General features: G+C 33.0%; 14 protein-coding genes and 1 tRNA gene. 11 read left to right on the top strand and 4 right to left on the bottom strand.

What is annotated here, in order from left to right; genetic code table 11:
- Window positions 1-22 precede the first annotated feature (22 nt).
- The 4 genes from gspD to RBR53_08455 all read left to right on the top strand — a co-directional run bounded on the left by gspD (window position 23) and on the right by RBR53_08455 (window position 5254).
- Window positions 23-1945: a type II secretion system secretin GspD gene (gene gspD / locus RBR53_08470; protein ID MDY0132688.1), complete on the top strand. Its 1923-nt coding sequence runs from the start codon at window positions 23-25 to the stop codon at window positions 1943-1945.
- A complete protein-coding gene (gene gspE, locus RBR53_08465) occupies window positions 1938-3659 on the top strand; it encodes a type II secretion system ATPase GspE (protein MDY0132687.1) in 1722 nt (573 codons plus the stop codon). The genes gspD and gspE overlap by 8 nt, the downstream gene beginning before the upstream one ends.
- On the top strand, window positions 3652-4518 hold the full coding sequence (locus tag RBR53_08460; protein ID MDY0132686.1) for a hypothetical protein: 867 nt from the start codon (window positions 3652-3654) through the stop codon (window positions 4516-4518). The genes gspE and RBR53_08460 overlap by 8 nt, the downstream gene beginning before the upstream one ends.
- A 238-nt stretch (window positions 4519-4756) precedes the next feature.
- Window positions 4757-5254 carry a hypothetical protein gene (locus RBR53_08455; protein MDY0132685.1) on the top strand — a complete coding sequence of 166 codons (498 nt, stop codon included), beginning with the start codon at window positions 4757-4759 and terminating at the stop codon, window positions 5252-5254.
- A gap of 61 nt (window positions 5255-5315) precedes the next feature.
- Here RBR53_08455 and RBR53_08450 read toward each other — a convergent pair whose 3' ends face one another.
- Complete coding sequence (locus RBR53_08450) at window positions 5316-7310, bottom strand: acyl CoA:acetate/3-ketoacid CoA transferase (protein MDY0132684.1); 1995 nt, start codon at window positions 7308-7310, stop codon at window positions 5316-5318.
- 161 nt (window positions 7311-7471) lie between these two features.
- On the opposite strand from RBR53_08450, the gene RBR53_08445 reads away from it, so the two are divergent.
- The 3 genes from RBR53_08445 (at window position 7472) to RBR53_08435 (ending at window position 11343) form a co-directional block, all read left to right on the top strand.
- On the top strand, window positions 7472-7933 hold the full coding sequence (locus RBR53_08445; GenBank protein ID MDY0132683.1) for a chemotaxis protein CheX: 462 nt from the start codon (window positions 7472-7474) through the stop codon (window positions 7931-7933).
- A 197-nt stretch (window positions 7934-8130) separates the two neighbouring features.
- On the top strand, window positions 8131-8982 hold the full coding sequence (locus tag RBR53_08440; GenBank protein MDY0132682.1) for an AAA family ATPase: 852 nt from the start codon (window positions 8131-8133) through the stop codon (window positions 8980-8982).
- Window positions 8983-9174: 192 nt separating this feature from the next.
- Window positions 9175-11343, top strand: coding sequence for a DUF3141 domain-containing protein (locus RBR53_08435; GenBank protein MDY0132681.1), 2169 nt, complete (start codon window positions 9175-9177; stop codon window positions 11341-11343).
- Between the two features lie 19 nt (window positions 11344-11362).
- Here the strand turns inward: RBR53_08435 and RBR53_08430 are convergent, their stop codons facing one another.
- Window positions 11363-11863, bottom strand: a complete 501-nt coding sequence (locus RBR53_08430; protein MDY0132680.1) for a hypothetical protein — start codon at window positions 11861-11863, stop codon at window positions 11363-11365.
- A gap of 199 nt (window positions 11864-12062) precedes the next feature.
- Here RBR53_08430 and RBR53_08425 point away from each other — a divergent pair, with 199 nt between their 5' ends.
- Window positions 12063-13742: a response regulator gene (locus RBR53_08425; GenBank protein ID MDY0132679.1), complete on the top strand. Its 1680-nt coding sequence runs from the start codon at window positions 12063-12065 to the stop codon at window positions 13740-13742.
- A 29-nt stretch (window positions 13743-13771) separates the two neighbouring features.
- On the opposite strand, the gene RBR53_08420 is transcribed toward RBR53_08425, so the two are convergent.
- Complete coding sequence (locus RBR53_08420) at window positions 13772-14509, bottom strand: RNA 2'-phosphotransferase (GenBank protein MDY0132678.1); 738 nt, start codon at window positions 14507-14509, stop codon at window positions 13772-13774.
- Between the two features lie 136 nt (window positions 14510-14645).
- On the opposite strand from RBR53_08420, the gene hemL reads away from it, so the two are divergent.
- Complete coding sequence (hemL, locus tag RBR53_08415; protein MDY0132677.1) at window positions 14646-15938, top strand: glutamate-1-semialdehyde 2,1-aminomutase; 1293 nt, start codon at window positions 14646-14648, stop codon at window positions 15936-15938.
- Between the two features lie 75 nt (window positions 15939-16013).
- Window positions 16014-17450, top strand: coding sequence for a Mur ligase family protein (locus RBR53_08410; GenBank protein MDY0132676.1), 1437 nt, complete (start codon window positions 16014-16016; stop codon window positions 17448-17450).
- A 52-nt stretch (window positions 17451-17502) separates the two neighbouring features.
- On the opposite strand, the gene RBR53_08405 is transcribed toward RBR53_08410, so the two are convergent.
- Window positions 17503-18354: a DMT family transporter gene (locus tag RBR53_08405; GenBank protein MDY0132675.1), complete on the bottom strand. Its 852-nt coding sequence runs from the start codon at window positions 18352-18354 to the stop codon at window positions 17503-17505.
- Between the two features lie 272 nt (window positions 18355-18626).
- Between RBR53_08405 and RBR53_08400 the strand changes: the two genes are divergently transcribed.
- Window positions 18627-18701: transfer RNA gene (locus RBR53_08400), tRNA-Gly, on the top strand.
- The last annotated feature ends 48 nt before the right edge of the window (window positions 18702-18749 follow it).

Genomic DNA, 18749 nt, shown 5'->3' with positions numbered 1-18749 from the left:
TTTAATTTAAAAGGCAGATTCAATGAGCTTAAAAGGTTTAAGAAAATTTATTTTTGTTTTTATTGCTGTTCCAATGATTTTTTGTTTTGGGGCAAAGTCTTTTGCACAAAACAAGGTCTCCATAGATTTTGACAATGTTGATATCAACGTTTTTATAAAATTTATAAGCGAAGTTACAAATAAAAACTTTATAATAGATAATAGGGTAAAAGGAAATGTAACTGTTGTTTCACCTGGTAAAATTTCTCCTGAAGAGGCCTATAGGGTGTTTGAATCTGTTCTTGATGTAAATGGTTTTGCAGCAGTTCCAGCAGGTGATGTTGTTAAAATTGTTTCTACTTTTGAGGCAAGAACAAAAAATATGGAAACAATAAAAGGACGGGATACTAGCTTTGAAGGTGATACAATGGTCACCCAAGTAATCCCCCTTGATTATGCGGATCCAAGAAGTATTCAAAGACTTATTGCGCCTCTTGTTTCAAAAAGAAGTGCTGTAATGTCCTATGAGGAAAGTTCAATGATTTTAATCACTGATTATCAATCCAATGTTTCCAGGCTGATTAAAATTATTGAAGCAGTTGATATAAGGGACACAGGACGTGAAATTTCAATTATCCCCCTTGAATATGCAGATGCTTCTGAGCTTTCAAAAACCTTGAAATTAATTTTTCCTGCCACCCAAAAGTCCGACGAAAAAATAACCATAAATAAAGTTAATTTTATTCCAGATGAAAGAACAAACTCCATAATTGCAGTGGCAGGAAAAGTAGATCTTGAAAGAATAAAACAACTTGTGGCTCATCTTGACTTGGAAAAACCCAAAGGGGATGAAAAATTTTATGTTTACTATCTTGAGCATTCTGATTCTGAGTCTCTTGCCGAGGTATTGCAAAGTATTGCTTCGGGGACTTCAAGAACTGGTTCGTCAAGTGAGTCTTCCAAAAAATCTGCTCCTGTTGTTTCAGGAGATGTGGCAATTACAGCTGATAAAGACACAAATACCCTTATAATTAAAGCAAGCAGAAACGATTATGAAGTAATTGAAAGACTTATAGAAAAACTTGATATAAATCGTCCCATGGTTTATCTGGAGTGTCTTATAGTTGAAATGAATATGAGTAATGACTTTGGACTTGGTTCTGAATGGGCTCTTGGATATGAAAAAGATATAAAAAGCTCAAAAGGAGTTTATGGAGGAGGTTTTTCAGGAAGTACAGCCCTTCCATATTCAACCTTAGGGGGGCTTGCAAAAACTGGAAATCTGCCCAGCGGATTTTCAATGGGTGTAATCACAGAAGCTATTGAAATAGGTGGGGTTTCATTTCCAAACCTTGGAGCTGTGATCTCAGCCTATAAAAATGATAAAAATATGAATATTCTTTCAACTCCCCAGATAATGACCCTTGATAATCAAACAGCTAAAATTTCAGTGGGTAAAAACATTCCCTATCTTATAAAAGCCACCACAGGTACTGATAATGCATATAGTAACTATGAATATAAAGATGTAGGAGTCTTACTTGAAATAACCCCTCAAATTAATCAGGATGGACTTGTTAAGCTTAAAATCTTCCAGGAAGTATCCAGAATCGATTCAGTTGCCGGTGAATTTGGGGAGCTTCCAACAACTCTTAAAAGAAATATAGAAACCACAGTGGTTGTTGAAAAAAGCAATACTGTTGTTCTTGGAGGGCTTATAGATGAGTCTTTTGCAGAATCTGAAAATAAAGTTCCCTGTCTTGGAGATATTCCAATTCTTGGATATTTATTTAAGACAAGAGGAAGTTCAAAAGACAAGACAAATATGTATGTTTTCATAACCCCCCATATAGTAAGCAGTTCAGAAACTGCTGGAAAACTTTACAGGGAAAAAAGAAAACACATTGATGAAACAATGGAAAAGAATTTAAAAAAGAAAACTAAGGATATTCCTCTATATGACTGATATTGATCTTCTGTCTGAAAAAGATAAATTTATAAATCAGCTTGCTTTGAACAGCGGAATTGAATTTGAAAAAATCAACGAAATTTTTCCCGAAAACCCCGGTCTTTCAGGTATTACAGATGTTTTAACAAAGTCAGGTCAGGTTTCTGAAGAAATTCTTCTAAATCTTTTTGCATCAATTTGTAAACTCAAATTTTACAATAAAGTTCCTGAAGATGACTATGATTTTGGGTTTACTGCCAAGGCTTCTATTAATTATTTGAAAAGGTTTTTTATTGCTCCTTTAATATTTAAGGAAGAAAATAAAAAATCTGTTTTTCTTTTCAATGATATTGTTTTTGTTAATGAAGCAGATGATCTAGCTTCTTATCTTGGAATTAAAGATTATAGTGTTGCTCTTTGCAAAAAAAATGAAATTATTTCTTTTATAAATTCTGCCTATGATCAAGCTGACTCAGACTCGGCTGATGATATAGTCCAGGATGTTGAAGAAAGTGCTGAAGATATTTTAAATGAAATAGAAGAAACTACAGATCTTCTTGATGATACAGCTTCAGCCCCCATTATAAGACTTGTAAATCACGTTATTTCAAGGGCAGTTAAAGTAAATGCCTCAGATATTCACATTGAGCCCTATCAGGATAAATTTCATATAAGATTTAGGGTTGACGGGGTTTTATATGAAATGATTTCTCCTCCAAGGTGGATGCAGACAGCCCTTATTTCCAGAATAAAAGTAATGGCAAAGCTTAATATTGCCGAAAAAAGACTCCCCCAGGACGGGCGGATTGAAGTTAAAATAGGAAACCAGCAAATTGATATAAGAGTTTCAACTATTCCTACAGGTTTTGGTGAAAGAGTGGTTATGAGACTTTTAAACAAAACCGGGGGACTTTTAAAACTTAGCGAACTTGGAATGTCAAAAAATATATTTGACACAATAAACAGTCTTATAAGAATTCCTAATGGCATCATTCTTGTCACAGGCCCCACAGGAAGCGGAAAAACCACCACTCTTTATGCTGTTCTTTCAGAAATAAACAGACCCGATATAAATATAATAACAATAGAAGATCCAGTTGAATATCAGCTCAATGGAATAGGCCAAATTCAGGTTAATAGAAAAATTGGGCTTACCTTTGCAAGAGGTCTTAGATCAATAGTAAGACAAGATCCCGATGTTATTCTTGTGGGAGAAATAAGAGACGAAGAAACTGCTGAAATTGCAGTACAATCAGCACTTACAGGTCATCTGGTTTTTTCAACTCTTCATACAAACGATTCTGGAAGTGCCATAACAAGACTTTCTGACATAGGAATAGAAAAATATCTTATTTCATCATCTGTAAAAGCAGTGATTGCCCAAAGACTTGTAAGGGTTTTATGCAATAATTGTAAAAAAGAATATATTCCTGAAGATATTGAGGCTGAAACCCTGGGAGCTTGCGGTGACAGACTTAAGGGTAAAAAGATTTGCACTTCAGTTGGGTGCGAACAATGTGTAAATACAGGCTATAAGGGAAGAATGAGTATTTATGAAATTATGATAATGGATAATGAAATCCAGACCCTTGTGCTTAAAACCCAGGACTCAAACCTTATTCAAAGGGAAGCTGTTAAAAAGGGAATGACCACTTTAAGGCTTGATGGAGTTGAAAAAATACTCAAAGGTTCAACCACCATTGAAGAGGTTTTAAGGGTCACCAATGCCTAGGTTTTTGTTTTTTCTTTTATTTTTTCTTTTTAGTTCAACTGGTTTTACCCAGGAATTTGATCAAAAAATTTTGTCCAAAGCTGATAAGTTTTTTGAAAATAAAAACTATCATAAGGCAGAGTTTTTTTATGATGCTTATCTTCTTGAAAACAATTCATGTGAAGTTTGTTTTAAAACAGCACTTTGCAGATATTATACTAAAAGATATGAAGAAGCTTTTAAGTTGTTTTCAGAAATTTCAGAAAATTGTGAAAAAAAATACAGTCTCCCATCTTTTGTTTTTTTATCAGAAATCTACCTTCAGATAAATGAACCTGGCCTTTATATTTCAAGCCTTTCAAATCTTGAAAGAATTTCAGACAATAATGAGCTTAAAAAAAAAGTTTTAAATGATAAAGTATGGTTTTATTTAAGATTTATGAAGATTGAAGAAGCAAGAAAAGAAATAGGAAAAACAGATTTAAAAACAAAATCCCTGTTAAATTTCAATGAACTGGAAAAAAACATTGATATTTTAACCAAAGAAAAAAAATCTCCTTTTTTATCAGGTGTTTATTCCATAGTTCCAGGGGGAGGATATTTGTATTGTAATAGATACAAAGATGCCTTTTTTTCGTTTTTTATAAATTCTCTTTTTGCAGCTTCAGCATATGAGGCTTTTGATAATGATATGAATCTGGCAGGAGTTCTTCTTTCTGCTTTAACCCTTGGTTTTTATTCAGGTAATATTTACGGGGGAATAAGGGCTGCCAATGTTGAAAATAATATTTATAAAGCCAGGGCTTTTGAGGAATTAGAAAGCAGATTCAGGGTAAAAGATCTTTATAAATTCAAGCTTGAATTTAAAGTTGATTTTTAGCTTGAATTTCCAATTAATAATATATTAAGAAGCTAAAAGTTTTTGGCGGGGAATTAAAATTGACTTTTTTGTTCCAGCTTAATTCAGGGAAGTTTTGTTTTTCAATTAAAAAATCAACCTGAAGGCCAAGTCATTGCTTTTTTAGTTCACTTAAGACTGAATTTAATATTTAATTTGTTTTAGAACTTTTCAAGTTTTCCCGACATTTTATAATTCATGCCGGGCTTAAGGAAACGGCATGAAAAATAAGCATTTTTTTATTGAGGAAAAAGTGGGCTGTCTTTTTGAAAAATTTAATCTTTCATGTTTTCCCAATGATTCTTTTAATACTTATTTTATAAAAGACAGAAAAACAGGAGAAGTTATTTCAAGAGAACTTGTTCTTTGCTTGGATAAATTTGGTAAGAAAATCCATGTAAGCAGGTTTTATCCAGAGCTTAATAAAAGGCCCTTGTGCAAATATCTTTCAGCAGCATGTTTTTATATTTTGATCCAGCATTTTGCTAAAGAAAAAAAAATTGATAATTCATTTCATATAAGCCTTGATTGCACTCCCGAGGTGTTTTCTTCTTTTTACACCAAACTTGTTGATTTTCATTTTATCAATACATTCAAATCTGCAGGCAGATCAATTTCTGCTGATTCTGACTTTGAAATTTCTGATTTTGAATTTATTTCAATGGTAAGTTATGAGGTTTTTGATGAAAATGAGTTTTATTTTAATTCAGATTTTTAGGTAAGTAAAATAAGCAGCTGAAATAAAAAGTTTTTTTTCAGCTGCCTGAGTTTGTAAAGTTTTAGTCAACTATTTCAGTTAAAACATTTTCAGCTTCTTTTCTATTCTCATAAATATGGGGGGCAACTCTTCTTTCCTTAAACGCATCCCCTAATTTCATTCTTAAAAATGCACTTGTGGTATATCTGGTAACTCCCGAATAAAACTCATCTACAAGAAGTTTTACCATATGGGTGTATTCATCAACAAGATCAGGAGTGATAAAAAAGTTGTCATAGTTTACTATGGTGGAAACTTTGGTATCAAGAGGTGAAAGAATATCGGAAACAGATTTTCTGATTTTTTCTATTTTATCTCTTGAATTAATGGAAAGTCCTTCAAAGTTTACAAAGAATTTTAGATTTTCTCTGTCAAGAACAAGCCTTGATTTAATTGGAACAGACATAAGATCGTTTTTAAGTTCCATTGGCTCATCAACAAAAATTCTTTCATCCATTTTTTTTAAGTTTTCAGAAATTATGGGCATAAACTCCATAAAAGGAAAAATATCTTTTTCAGGGCTGATTCCAGGTGCAATTTCTTCAAGTACAAGTCCCTTTTTTGATAGGGAAAAAACAGCTCTTTCAGTGATATATAAAACAGGCTTTTTCATTTCAGCTGCAATAGTTCCTGAAAAAGTAATTTGTTCAACCTGGTTTTTGAACTTTTTGAATTTACCTTCGTTTTCAATTTCCAGTTGCTTGTCTTTGGTCTTAACTTTAAGCCCTCCAGCTGTAAAAGTACCCAGATAAATTACTTTTTTTGCATTTTGAGTAATATTTATAAAACCCCCACATCCAACAATGCTTCCAGAATATTTACTTACATTGACATTCCCTGATTGATCAGTTTCTGCCATTCCAAGAAAAGCAAGGTCAAGTCCTCCTCCATCATAAAAATCAAATTGATAGGGTTGATCAATTATGGCTTCTGTATTTACAGCAGTTCCAAAATCAAGTCCTCCTGCAGGAATTCCTCCTATCACCCCTGGTTCTGCTGTCAGAGTTATATAATCAATGATTTTTTCTTCATTGGCTATGTTTGCAATTCCTTCAGGCATTCCAATTCCAAGGTTTACAACAGAGTTTGCTTCAAGTTCAAAAGCAGCTCTTCTTGCAATAATTTTTCTTTCGTCCATTTTCATTTCTTCAATGGATGAAAGAGGGATTCTTAATTCTCCGCTAAGTCCTGGGTTATACTGGGTATTTAATGTTTGTTTATGATATTGGGGTTCGGCCTGAACAATACAGTCCACAAGAATTCCGGGTATTTTGACTTTTTGGGGATTTAAAGAGTTTTTTTCTGCAATTCTTTCAACTTGAGCAATTACAAGACCCCCTGAGTTTTTTGCACACATTGCCATTGAAAGAGATTCAAGGGTTAAGGCTTCTTTTTCCATTGTTATATTACCCTGGGTGTCAGCAGTTGTTCCTCGTATTATAGCAATGTTTATTGGAAAAGTTTTGTAGGCAAGATACTCTTTGCCGTCAAACTCAATCAGTTCAACAATCTCTTCTGTTGTAACAGAGTTTATTTTACCCCCTTGAAGTCTTGGATCAACAAAGGTTCTAAGTCCTACAGATGTAATTGTTCTTGGTTTTTTAGCAGCCCCGTCCCTGTACATATGAGAAATTACTCCCTGGGGAAGATTGTAGGCTTCAATTTTGTTTTCAAGGGCAAGCTTTGAAAGTTTGGGAACAAGACCCCAGTGACCTCCTATGGCTCTTTTTAAAAGGCCTTCATGGCCAAATCTATTCATGCCTGCATCTTTTCTGTCTCCTATTCCTGCTGTGTAAATAAGAGTAAGATTTTTTGGACTTTTTTCATTCAAGTATTTATTTTCTAGTTCAACAAGGATTTTTTCAGGAATGCCTGTTCCCACAAAGCCGCTAACTACAACGGTGTCATTATCGGAAATAAGGTCTATTGCTTCTTTTGCAGAAACCATTTTTCCTTTTGTAAGGCTTCCTGGTGTTAATTCTGTTAATAGAGGATGTGTATCTGAAACCTTGGTCATTTAATATATCTCCTGGATAAAAGATTGAGGGTAAATTTAAAAGATTTCTTGAAATGGCTACTTCATTGAAGTAATGTTGACCAAATGAAAGTTAACATAAATATTTTTTTTCATCAAAATAATTGCTTCTTTTCCCAGTTAAAATCATAGGTCAAAATTAAATGAAAGCAGAACATATAAATCCCTTTATTCAGACTCTTCTTTATATTCTTGAAACAACTGCCCAGATCAAGGCAGAAATTTCAAGACCCTATTTAAAAAAAGCTCCTTCTTCAAGCGGGCCTTTAAGCGGTCTTATGGAAATTTCAGGGGATAAAAAAGGTTTTGTTTCCTTAACTTTTTCAAAGGATGCAATTTTATCAATTGTATCAAAAATGTTTGGTGAGGAAGTAAATGAAATCAATGATGATGTAAAAGATGCTGTGGGTGAAATAGTCAATATGGTCTGCGGTCAGGCTAACAACAAATTTGCTGAACAGGGGATAAAGCTAAAGGTTTTATCCCATGGTATAAAAGAAGGGGAGGAACATTTTCTTCCCAATCTTGAGGAAAGACCTTTTATGTCAATTCCTGTAAAATCAGATTTTGGTGATTTGTTTATTGAAGTTTCTATAGAAGAATAATATTTTGGATTTAGTAAAATTTAAAGGCTTTTGGAGAAGGGCATCTTTTTGGAGAAGGATATCTCAATGGTACTTGCTTTAAATGCTGACTTTGCAGCCCATTATATTTTAAGTGCCTGTGTAATTTACTGAATTTAGACTTTAGTTGATTTTAGGTTTGTCATCTAAGACACAAAGAAGATCAAGGGTTAAAAATATTGAAAATAATTAGTACAGGAGGAGGCAAGGGCGGAATTGGAAAATCTTTTTTTTCTGCCAATATAGGCGGCCTTCTTTCAATGATTGGGAAAAAAACTCTTCTAATAGATCTTGATACAGGAGGAGCTAATCTCCATACTTTTTTTGGGATAACCAACCCCAAAACAGGACTTGAAGATTTTTTAAACCAAAAATCCTCCCTTAAAGATTGTATAATCCAGACAAGATTTGATCGTCTTTTTCTTTTAAATTCAAAAAACTGCACAGCAGATCTTGGAAATTTTTCCTATACCATGAGAAATCTTTTGAGCAAGGAAATTAAAAAACTAAATTATGATTATATAATTTTGGATTTAGGTGCGGGAACAAATAAAAATCTTATGGATTTTTTTCTTTTAGGAGATTTTCCTTTTGTTCTTTTTACAACAGATCCCCTTTCCCTTGAAAATTCATTTAGATTTGTACACAGGGCTTTTATTTGCAAAATAATGGAAACCATTCCTTCAAAAAAACTTTCAGGCCTTTTTCCTCAGGGCTCAAGCTTTCGTCCTGTTGAAATTCTTGATGCTTTGCAAAAAACCAAAAGCCCTTATTATCAAGCTTTAAAAAAGAGCCTTGATGATTTTTACATTTACCTTTCAGCCTCACAAACTGACACTTCTTATGAAACCATAACTACCGTGGAAGTTTTTTATAAAAAGTTTTTTGGTGACAATATTGTTTTTTCAGGAGCCATTCCTTTTAATCCTGAAGTAAGAAAGTTTACTTTACAAAGAAAGCTCTTTGTTTCAGGCCCAAAGGATAATAAAACCGTTAAAGGGCTTATGAAAATTGTCAAATCATTGATCTGATTTGTTGCAATGCAACAAAAAGTGGTTATAATATCTATTGATGATTAACTTTTTGAATTTGATTTTAAAATAAGATAAACTAAAGTTTGGCTTAAGATTTGACTTAATTTTTCAGAAATAAATTGTAGAAATTAAAAATATGGAAATAAAATTCTACTTTTATTCCCAACTAAATAAACTAAGGAGTTTAATATGCTTAAAAAAACCACAGATACAATGGCAGGTTTTTCTGATTTAAACGAATATTTAATAGATTCAGTCCAAAGAAGCATTCTTTATCTAGATATAATGAGAAAAAGGGGAAATGTTTATCTTGAACATCTTGAAAAAGGTCAGCCCCCTGTTTTAATTTATGAGTATGAGTTGGTAGTTGACGGAAGAACTCTTGATACTCCTGTTAATTATTCTTTGGTTAAAATCAAGGACAGAAGAAAAGAAGAAAAATCTTTATCCAATGACAAAAGAGAGCCAAAACCCAAGGACAGCCGTCCTAAACGACCAATAATTATAATAGATCCAAGAGCTGGTCATGGTCCTGGAATCGGAGGCTCAAAAGAAGATTCTCAAGTAGGACTTGCCCTTGATTATGGGCATCCTGTTTATTTTGTTCTGTTTTTTACCAAACCCATGCCAAGCCAGACAATAGCTGATGTTCAGCAGGCTGAAATAGTTTTTGTTGAAGAGGTGAGAAAGCTTCATCCAGATGCTGAAAAACCGGCAATTATAGGAAATTGTCAGGCAGGATGGGCTGCAACTTTTGTTGCCGCAGCAAGACCGGAAATTTGCGGGCCTCTTGTATTAAATGGAGCACCTCTTTCATATTGGGGTGGAGTTGAAGGAACTAATCCTATGAGATATAAAGGCGGTCTTCTCGGGGGAGTTTGGATAAATTCTTTTTTGAGCGATATTAACAGCGGCCTTTTTGACGGTGCAAACCTTATAATGAATATGGAAAATCTCAACCCTTCAAATACTCTTTGGTCTAAATATTACCATGTCTATGAAAACGTGGATACCGAAGAAAAGCGGTTTCTTGATTTTGAAAAATGGTGGGGCGGTTTTTTCATGATGAACAAAGAAGAAATTCATTTTATTGTTGACAGCCTTTTTGTAGGAAATCGACTTGAAAGAGGGAAGTTAAGACTTGGAGATAAAGATTTTGAAGTTGATATAAAAGATATAACAGACCCAATAATTGTATTTGCTTCAGGAGGAGACAATATCACCCCTCCCCAGCAGGCACTTAACTGGATTCCAAAGGTTTATAAAAATGCTGATGAAATAAAAAAGAATAATCAGGTTATTGTTTATCTTGTTCATCAAGATATTGGTCATCTTGGTATTTTTGTATCAACCAGGGTTGCTAAAAAAGAGCATAAGGAAATTCTTGGAACAGTAGATATGGTTTCTTTTCTTTCACCCGGGCTTTATGAGATGGTTGTTGAAGAAAATGACACAAGTTCAGAAAACTGGGAAGATCATTTTAAAGTAGGATTCAAGCCAAGAGAAATGGAAGATATTCTCAAGCTTGATGACGGATTTGACGATGAGGCAAGTTTTCTTCCTGTTGCCACTGTATCTTCAACCCTTGATAAGTTTTACAATGCTTTTTTCAGTCCTTTTGTTTCCATGCTTTCTAATGAAACCCTTTCTGAAGTTCTTAAGCAGACCCATCCTTTAAGAACACAAAGATATATTTTTTCAGATTTGAACCCTTTTATTATTCCTGTGAAAACCCTGGCAAAATATGTGAAAAAACAAAGAAAAGAAGTTCCCAAGGACAATTCCTATAGAAAAGCTGAAAAAAACATTTCAAATATCATAGTTGACAGCCTTGATCTTTATCGTGATTTACGTGATTTGAGTCAAGAACGCTTTTTTAAAAAAATCTATGGAAACCCCCTTATTCAGTTTTTTTACAAAGATTATTTTGAAGAAAATATCTGGAAAGATGCTGAAAAAATTGTAAATAAAGAAATAAATGGCCTTGATTCAAAACTTTTGGAAAAAATGGATGAAGGCGGATTTGCAGAAGGAGTTATAAGGATAATTCTTGCTATCTCCAGTGCAGATGAAGTGATTGACAAAGCCGAGTATATTACAGCCCAGTCAATTGTAAGAGAAAACCCCAAACTTAACGAATTAAAGCCAGTTCAAATAAGACAAATTACAATTGAACAATCAAGGCTTATCCATCTTGACAAGGAAGCAGCTCTTGAAACTTTGCCAAAGCTTATTCATTTTAAAAAAGACAGACAAGAAGCTCTTGAAATAGCAGAAAAAATAGCACTTTCAGATTCTGTGATTGATGAAAAAGAAGAAGAAATTATTAAAAAGATTAAAGAAATTATGAAAATCTAACCAGAAATCGGAGTTAAGTTTAGAATTTAAATTCTAATAAAATTAAAAATCTATATAAAAAAAAGGGCAGATTCTTTGGGATCTGCCCTTTTGTATTTTCAGGTTTTTTTGATTTTAATATCTGATTATTAACAGGATTTGTTTTATCAGGATCTGGATAGGAATTTATGTTTAAATTATTTCTTTTTTCCCAGCCTGAATTTAAAAGTGCGTTTTTATCCCAAAGATGAATTCCTTTATTGCTAAGTTTTGCTGTAAGAAGATTGAATTTTTCCCAATTAATTTTTTTACCTGATTTGGCCTGGTTTAAAAAATAGTGCCTTTCCATTAAAAGTGAAGCCAGATTTTTGGCAAGAGCGTCATTGGTTTGACGGATTTTTTCCCATTTTTTCCATTGTCCTGTTGTTTTAAGGAGACTGTCCGCCGCTGCCAGAGTATAGCTGTCCGTTTCCCTTTTGCCGGTGATTTTGGCCGGGGGAGTAGCTGTTTTGGCTGAAATGGAATTTAAGGTTGAACTCATTTAATCTCCTCAATAGAACTTTTAACTACAATAAAATATGCAAGATAAATGCCAGTTGGTTTAATTCCTTTGTTTTCAAGTTGTTGTGGCATTGGTTTTGCGTTGATGTCTGTATTGATATGTTTAGTGGATTTACAGAAAATAAAGATAAAATGACAATGAGCATAAAAGAGTTTAATCTAACAAGGTTTGGATTCTAATGAAAAAATCGCTTTTTTATACACTGAGATCAAAGCTTTCAAGGGGATTTTATTTAATGGGCGAAATTCTTTATAAAAGAGAAGATGAAACCCGGGTTGAAGATAAAATTGAAAATGAAAGTCTTCTTCAGTTAACCAGACTGAAGACTGAATATTTTTTAAATATAAGTCGGGAAATTAGAGTTCCTCTTAATGAAATTATTGGAACCACAGGACTTCTTCTTGATACAAAAATTTCAGATCAGCAAAAGGAATACGGAAAAACAATAAAATCCAGGGCAGACTCAATTCTTGCAATAATAGATGATTTAATGGATTTTCAAAGGATTGAATCTGAAAAACTTCAGCCTGAAATTGTTGATTTCAATCTTTATTCTGTAGTTGAAGAAACCTTGGCTCTCCTTGGTTTTAAATCAGAGAGTAAAAACATTGAACTTGTGTATTTATCTGAATCTGACCTGCCTGTTTTTCTCCAAGGAAAACCGGAAAAACTTCGTCAAATTCTTTTGATTCTTTTAGAAAATTCAATCAAGCTTGCTAAAAAAGGAGAAGTTAGTTTAAGGGTTGAAAAAGTTTCTCAGACCAAGAATAAAGTTAGGCTTAAATTTAGAATTAAAGGTTCTGGCTCAAAAATAGATAATCAAAAAAACCAAGATCAATTAGATCATAATTTTTCAATTTGTGAAAAAATTGCTGAAATTATGGGAGGAGAATTTGGGTTGGAAACCAGTGAATTTGTAGGAACAAACTATTGGTTTACAGCAGTTTTTGGTTTTGGGCAGGGTAAAAATAGTTTTTTATCTGAAATAGTTTCTGAGTCAGTTTCATCAAATCCAAGAATTCTTCTTGTTGAAGATAATGAGCTTAATAGAAAACATCTTGAAATCCTTCTTAAAAGCTGGGGGTTTGATTGTGAATCAGCAGAAAACGAGAAAATGGGGATGGAAAAATTTTTAGATTCTTTAAAATCAGGAAATCCTTTTCAACTTGGAATTCTAGATTTTAGAATGCCTTGGATGAATGGCGAAAAACTTCTTTCTGCCCTAAGAGCAGATGGGCGGTTTGATGATTTTAAAATAATTTTTATGTCTTTTCCCAAAGACAGGAAATATTTTTTTAATTTAGATAAAAAATCCATTGCTTTTCTTCCTAAGCCTGTAAAACAAGGCCAACTTTATAATTGTATTTTAAATTTTTCCAGGGATAACTCCAAAGAATTTTATTTACAAGAGCCTGAATCTCCATTGAAACTTTCAAATATGCTTGAAAGTTTTGCTGGCAAACAAAATATTGATTCTGATAAAATAAATGATTTAAATTCAGAGGAAAATAAAGATAAAAAAATGTTGTTTGACTTTGAAAGTCTTTTGTCAAAACTCATGGGCGATGAAAAAGCAGGAAAAGAGCTAATAAATATTTTCACTGATAATTTGCAAAAACTTGTAAATGAATTGGAAAAAGAAATAAATAATTCAGATTTTTTAAGAATTGATCAATTATCCCATTCAATTAAGGGATCAGCGGCAAATATCGGGGCTCAAAAACTTGCAGAAAAAGCTGGGATTATAGAGGAGTTAATTAATTCTCTTGATCTTGATTCAATTAAAATTGCTTTTGGTGATTTAAAAAAATGTAAAAAAGATACTCAAACTGAAATTTCAAAAGTTATTGAGTCTTAATTTTTGAAATTTATGGATAAATAAAATTTTTATTGAATTTCATCTGGCCATAAGTTCTTTTTTTGTCTTCTAAGTTTTTTCTTGTTTCTTTTCCATGAATCTTTGGTCATAGGTTTTAACTCTGGAAAAACATTTTCAGGATTTACAGAAAAACTTCCCGGTGGATTGAAAGATTCTTTTTTAACTGTTTTTTTCTTTTTGAGTTTTTGAATTGTTTTTTCAGTAGACGGGCCTTTAAACATTTCAGGTTCAAGTTTTTCAGCAAGAAAAATATCTTCCATAAATTTTTCAAAACCAATCCCTTTTGATAGGGCAATTTTTGTGCTCACGTGTAAAAGAACTGGTTCAGGATCAATTCTTCTGCCTTTTATAAGAGCCTTTTCCTTTGATGAAAAACAGATGATTTTTTTGTTTTTATAATTAAGGCCTTTTTCATAAACATGGGGCCAGGCTTTTTTTCTTATACAGGTGTAAATTTCTCCGGGAAGACTTTCAGTTTTTTGGGGAAAAGGAATTTTGTCTGATTTTACAGCTTTGATAAGACCTGGCTCACCTAGTTCAATTAATGGAGATTGGCCAAGGTTGATACAGGAAATGATTTTTCCTTTGGTTATCCAGCTTAAATCTTTTTTTTCGCTAATGGCTTTTAAAACTTCCTTAAAGCTGTAATATCCGTTAGTATCCGGCACAAGAAGAAATTCGTCAGGTCTTCTTAAAAGAATATACTCAAGAATTTTGTCTATTTTTGATTGATTAGTTTTGTTCATAATTTCTTTTTTGCTGATAAATAATTTTTCTGATAAGGTCGGTAAAGTATTGTTTTTTACTAGAGCATAAAGTGTTTTTATCAGATATGAATATCAGGGTATAGAAAAGATGTAAATAAAAATGAAAGGCAGATAAATGGTTGATACAAATTCTGAAAAGCTGTTTCAAAGAGCAGTTAATCTTATTCCTGGAGGAGTTAACAGTCCTGTCAGGGCCTGTAAATCAGTAAATAAAAACCCCTTATTTATTCAAAGGGGTTCAGGCCCAAGAATTTTTGATGCCGACGGAAATGCATATATTGATTATGTAGGATCCTGGGGACCTCTTATTTTAGGCCATGCTGATTCAACAGTTACTGCTTCAATAGTTGATGTTTTAAGAAGAGGAACAACTTTTGGAGCTCCCTGTGATCTGGAAATAGAGCTGGCTGAACTTGTTAAAGAGTTTGTTCCTTCTGTTGAGATGGTAAGAATGGTAAGTTCGGGAACCGAAGCTGCCATGAGTGCAGTAAGGCTTGCAAGGGGATTTACAGGCAGAGATATTATAATCAAATTTGATGGATGCTATCACGGACATTCCGATGTTCTTCTTGTGGGTGCAGGTTCTGGGGTTGCCACCTTAAATATTCCTGGAAGCCCGGGTATTCCTTTAGATGTTACAAAAAATACAATTTCAATTCCTTTTAATGATATTGAAAAGTTCAATGAAATAATGGACCTTTACGGGGATAAAACAGCTTGTGTAATTGTTGAACCTGTTGCAGGAAATATGGGTTGTATTCTTCCAAAGCCGGGTTTTCTTGAAGCTTTGAGGGATAAAACCAAGGAATATGGAAGTGTTCTTATTTTTGATGAAGTAATGACAGGGTTTAGGGTGAGTAAAAATTCAGCCCAGGGTTATTTTAATATCAAGCCTGATTTGTCATGTTTTGGAAAAATTATTGGCGGGGGAATGCCTGTTGGAGCATTTGGAGGAAAAAAAGAAATTATGGAATGCCTTGCTCCCAGCGGGAATGTTTATCAGGCAGGAACTCTTTCAGGAAACCCAGTTGCCATGGCAGCAGGAATAGCAACCTTAAAACAGCTTAAAGAGCCTTCTTTTTATGATAAGCTTTCCCAAAAGACAGAACAACTTGTCCTGGGTATAAAAAATGCTGCAAAGGAAACAGGGATAAAAATTTATGCCAGCCATTTAGGTGGAATGTTTGGATTCTTTTTTACTGATATTGAAGTTTATAACTATGAAGATGCAAAAACGTCAGATTTGGATTTGTTTGCCCAATATTACTCAAAAATGCTTTCCAGGGGGATTTACCTTGCACCTTCACAATTTGAAGCAGGGTTTGTTTCTTCAGTCCATACTGAAGCAGATATAAATGCAACTGTAAACGCAGCTTTAAGTGTTTTTAAAACATTAACTAAAAATTAAAAAAAGCTGTTTTTAAAAATTTTATAAAAGTCCGGCTTATAGCCGGACATTAACCTTTTTTTTTGGGAAGTTTAATTGGCAGTTAAGAAAAATTTTCCTCCAGAACAAATTAAAAACATCCATCTTATCTCGGCCTGTGGAACAGCAATGGGAGCTCTTTGTGCAATGCTTTCTGATAAAGGCTATAATCTTACAGGATCAGATCAGGGTATTTATCCACCCATGAGCACTTTTCTTGAATCCAGAAACATTGTTTTAAAGGAGTTTTCCAGGGATAATATCCATGAAGAACTTGATCTGGTTATTATTGGGAATGCTGTTAGTAAAGACAATATTGAAGTTTTAGAAGTAATGGAAAAAAATCTCAATTATCTTTCAATGCCCCAGGCTATAAATCATTTTTTTGCTAAAGATAAAAAAGTAATAATGGTCACAGGAACCCATGGTAAAACTACAACAACAGGGATGATTTCCTGGATTCTTCATTATTGCGGATTAAACCCCTCTTTTTTTATTGGGGGGATTCATAGCAATTTTAATCGGGGATATATGGATGCTCCAGGAGAACTTTTTGTAATTGAAGGTGATGAGTATGATACTGCCTTTTTTGATAAGAAATCAAAGTTTTTTCATTTTAATTCTTCAAGGCTTGTAATTACAGGAATTGATTTTGATCATGCAGATATTTTTGCCAATGTAGAGGAAATAAAAGATTCTTTTAAGGAACTTATAGAAAAAACAAAGGATAAATCTTTAATTTTTGCCTTTGATTCTTCCAAAGAACTTGATGATGTTCTAGCTCAGTTTAAAAATAAAAATATAATGCTTTATGGAAAAAATGAAAAAAGTAATATTTCTTTTTCAAATGAAAAATATCTGGAAAAGGGATTAAAGTTTAATTATTGCTCCAAAGATTTAAAAGATGAAATTTTTCTTCCCATGACAGGGGATCACAATATTTATAATTGTCTTGCTGCTGTTTCTGTGTGTTTAAGTCTTGGATTGAACTTTGAGCAGATAAAACAAGCTCTTAAATCATATAAAGGAATGAAAAGAAGACAGGAAATAAGGGGAGAAGTTTCTAAGATAATAGTTATTGATGATTTTGCCCATCATCCAAGGGAAGTTCGTCTTACCATAGATGGAATAAAAAAAAGTATGAAACCCAAAAGGCTTATTTCTGTTTTTGAACCCGGCACAAATACAAGTATGAGAAATGTTTTTCAGGAGGAATATGAAAACTCATTTTCAGGAAGTGATTTTGTCTGTATAAAAAAACCCGATAAAATAACCAGGCTTTCACCTGAGTTAAGGCTTTCTTTGGAAAAACTCAAAGAAGGATTAAATAAAAAAAATATTGAATCAAGTCTTTTTGATAAAACAGATGAAATTGTTGATTTTCTAATAAAAAAGGCAGAGCCTGGAGATATTATTCTTGTAATGTCCAATAAAGGATTTGATGGAATCCATGAAAAAATTTTAGATAAGCTTAATAAAAAAATCAGCGTTTAAGTAGTTGTTTTTAAATTCAATAAAATGAAGAAATCCAGTCTTTAATCAATCATTATTCTTTTTTTCCAGAAAGAGATAAGATTCCAGCCATAACAATTATTGTTCCTCCAATCATTGAGTAAATATCAAAGGTTTCATTTAAAAAGAAAACTCCTATAAGAGCTGCAAAAAAAACAGTTGTATAAGTAAATGGGCCTACTTTTGCTGAAGGGGCCATTGAGTATCCAGCTGTTACAAAAAATTGTCCTCCAAGTCCTGCTATTCCCATAAAGGAAATCAGAATCAATTGATTTATTGAAGGAAGGGTGAATGCAAAAATTGCAGGGAAAAAAGAAATTACAGAAGCAATAAGAGTATAGAAAAATACAATTTTAAAAGCTGATTCAGTTTTAGACATTCTTCTTATTGCCACCATTGCAAAGGAGGCTGAAAAAGCTGCAATTATTCCAAAGATTCCATTGAAATTAAAAATACTGGTTCCTGGTTTTAGGATCAATATAATACCAATAAGCCCGGCAAGAGCAGAAACAATAAATTTCTTTTCAAGTGGTTCTTTGATCCACAAAAAAGCAATAAAAGGTATAAAAAGGGGGCTTGTATATGAAAGCATAACTGCTTCGGCAAGGGGAAGTTTTGAAAGGGTGAAAAAATAAAGATACATTGCTAAAAGACCTGAAAGGCCTCTTATAAGATGGAGTCTGAAATTATCAGTTTTAAGATTTATCCGGTTTTTTCTTCTTAAAAGAAAAGGGATAAAGCATATCAGAACAAAGAAATTTCTTGAAAAAACTATTGTTTCATTTGTCATTGAAAAGGAAAGTTTTTTTATCATTGTTCCCATAAGAGCAAAGCAAAGCCCTGCAATTGTAATTGAAAGAGCACCTTTTGTATGGTTTGAGAGCATTTTCCACCAAATAGAGTTAAAATCTGTTGATTTAAAGTTATCTAAAATTTGAGTTTTTATTTTTTCATGGTTGAGGTTGGATTTGCTATAAACTTTAGATAGTCTTAGATTAAAAGAAGTAAATTTTATGACCAAGGATTCTCAACTTGAAGAAAACATATATTAATTACATTAAGATTAAAAATAGTAAAGAGTATAAAAGATTATAGCTGGTAAAAAAAGTCATTGACAAAGAATTGAATCTGTCATACAAAATGTCGTGCTTTTAATGAGCGGGAATAACTCAGTGGTAGAGTGCAACCTTGCCAAGGTTGAAGTCGCGAGTTCGAATCTCGTTTCCCGCTCCACGGCGGCATAGCCAAGTGGTAAGGCAGAGGCCTGCAAAGCCTTTATTC

The organism is Desulforegulaceae bacterium (assembly GCA_034006035.1).
Classification (GTDB): Bacteria; Desulfobacterota; Desulfobacteria; order Desulfobacterales; family JACKCP01; genus JACKCP01.
This window is presented reverse-complemented; position numbering and strand designations above follow the sequence as displayed.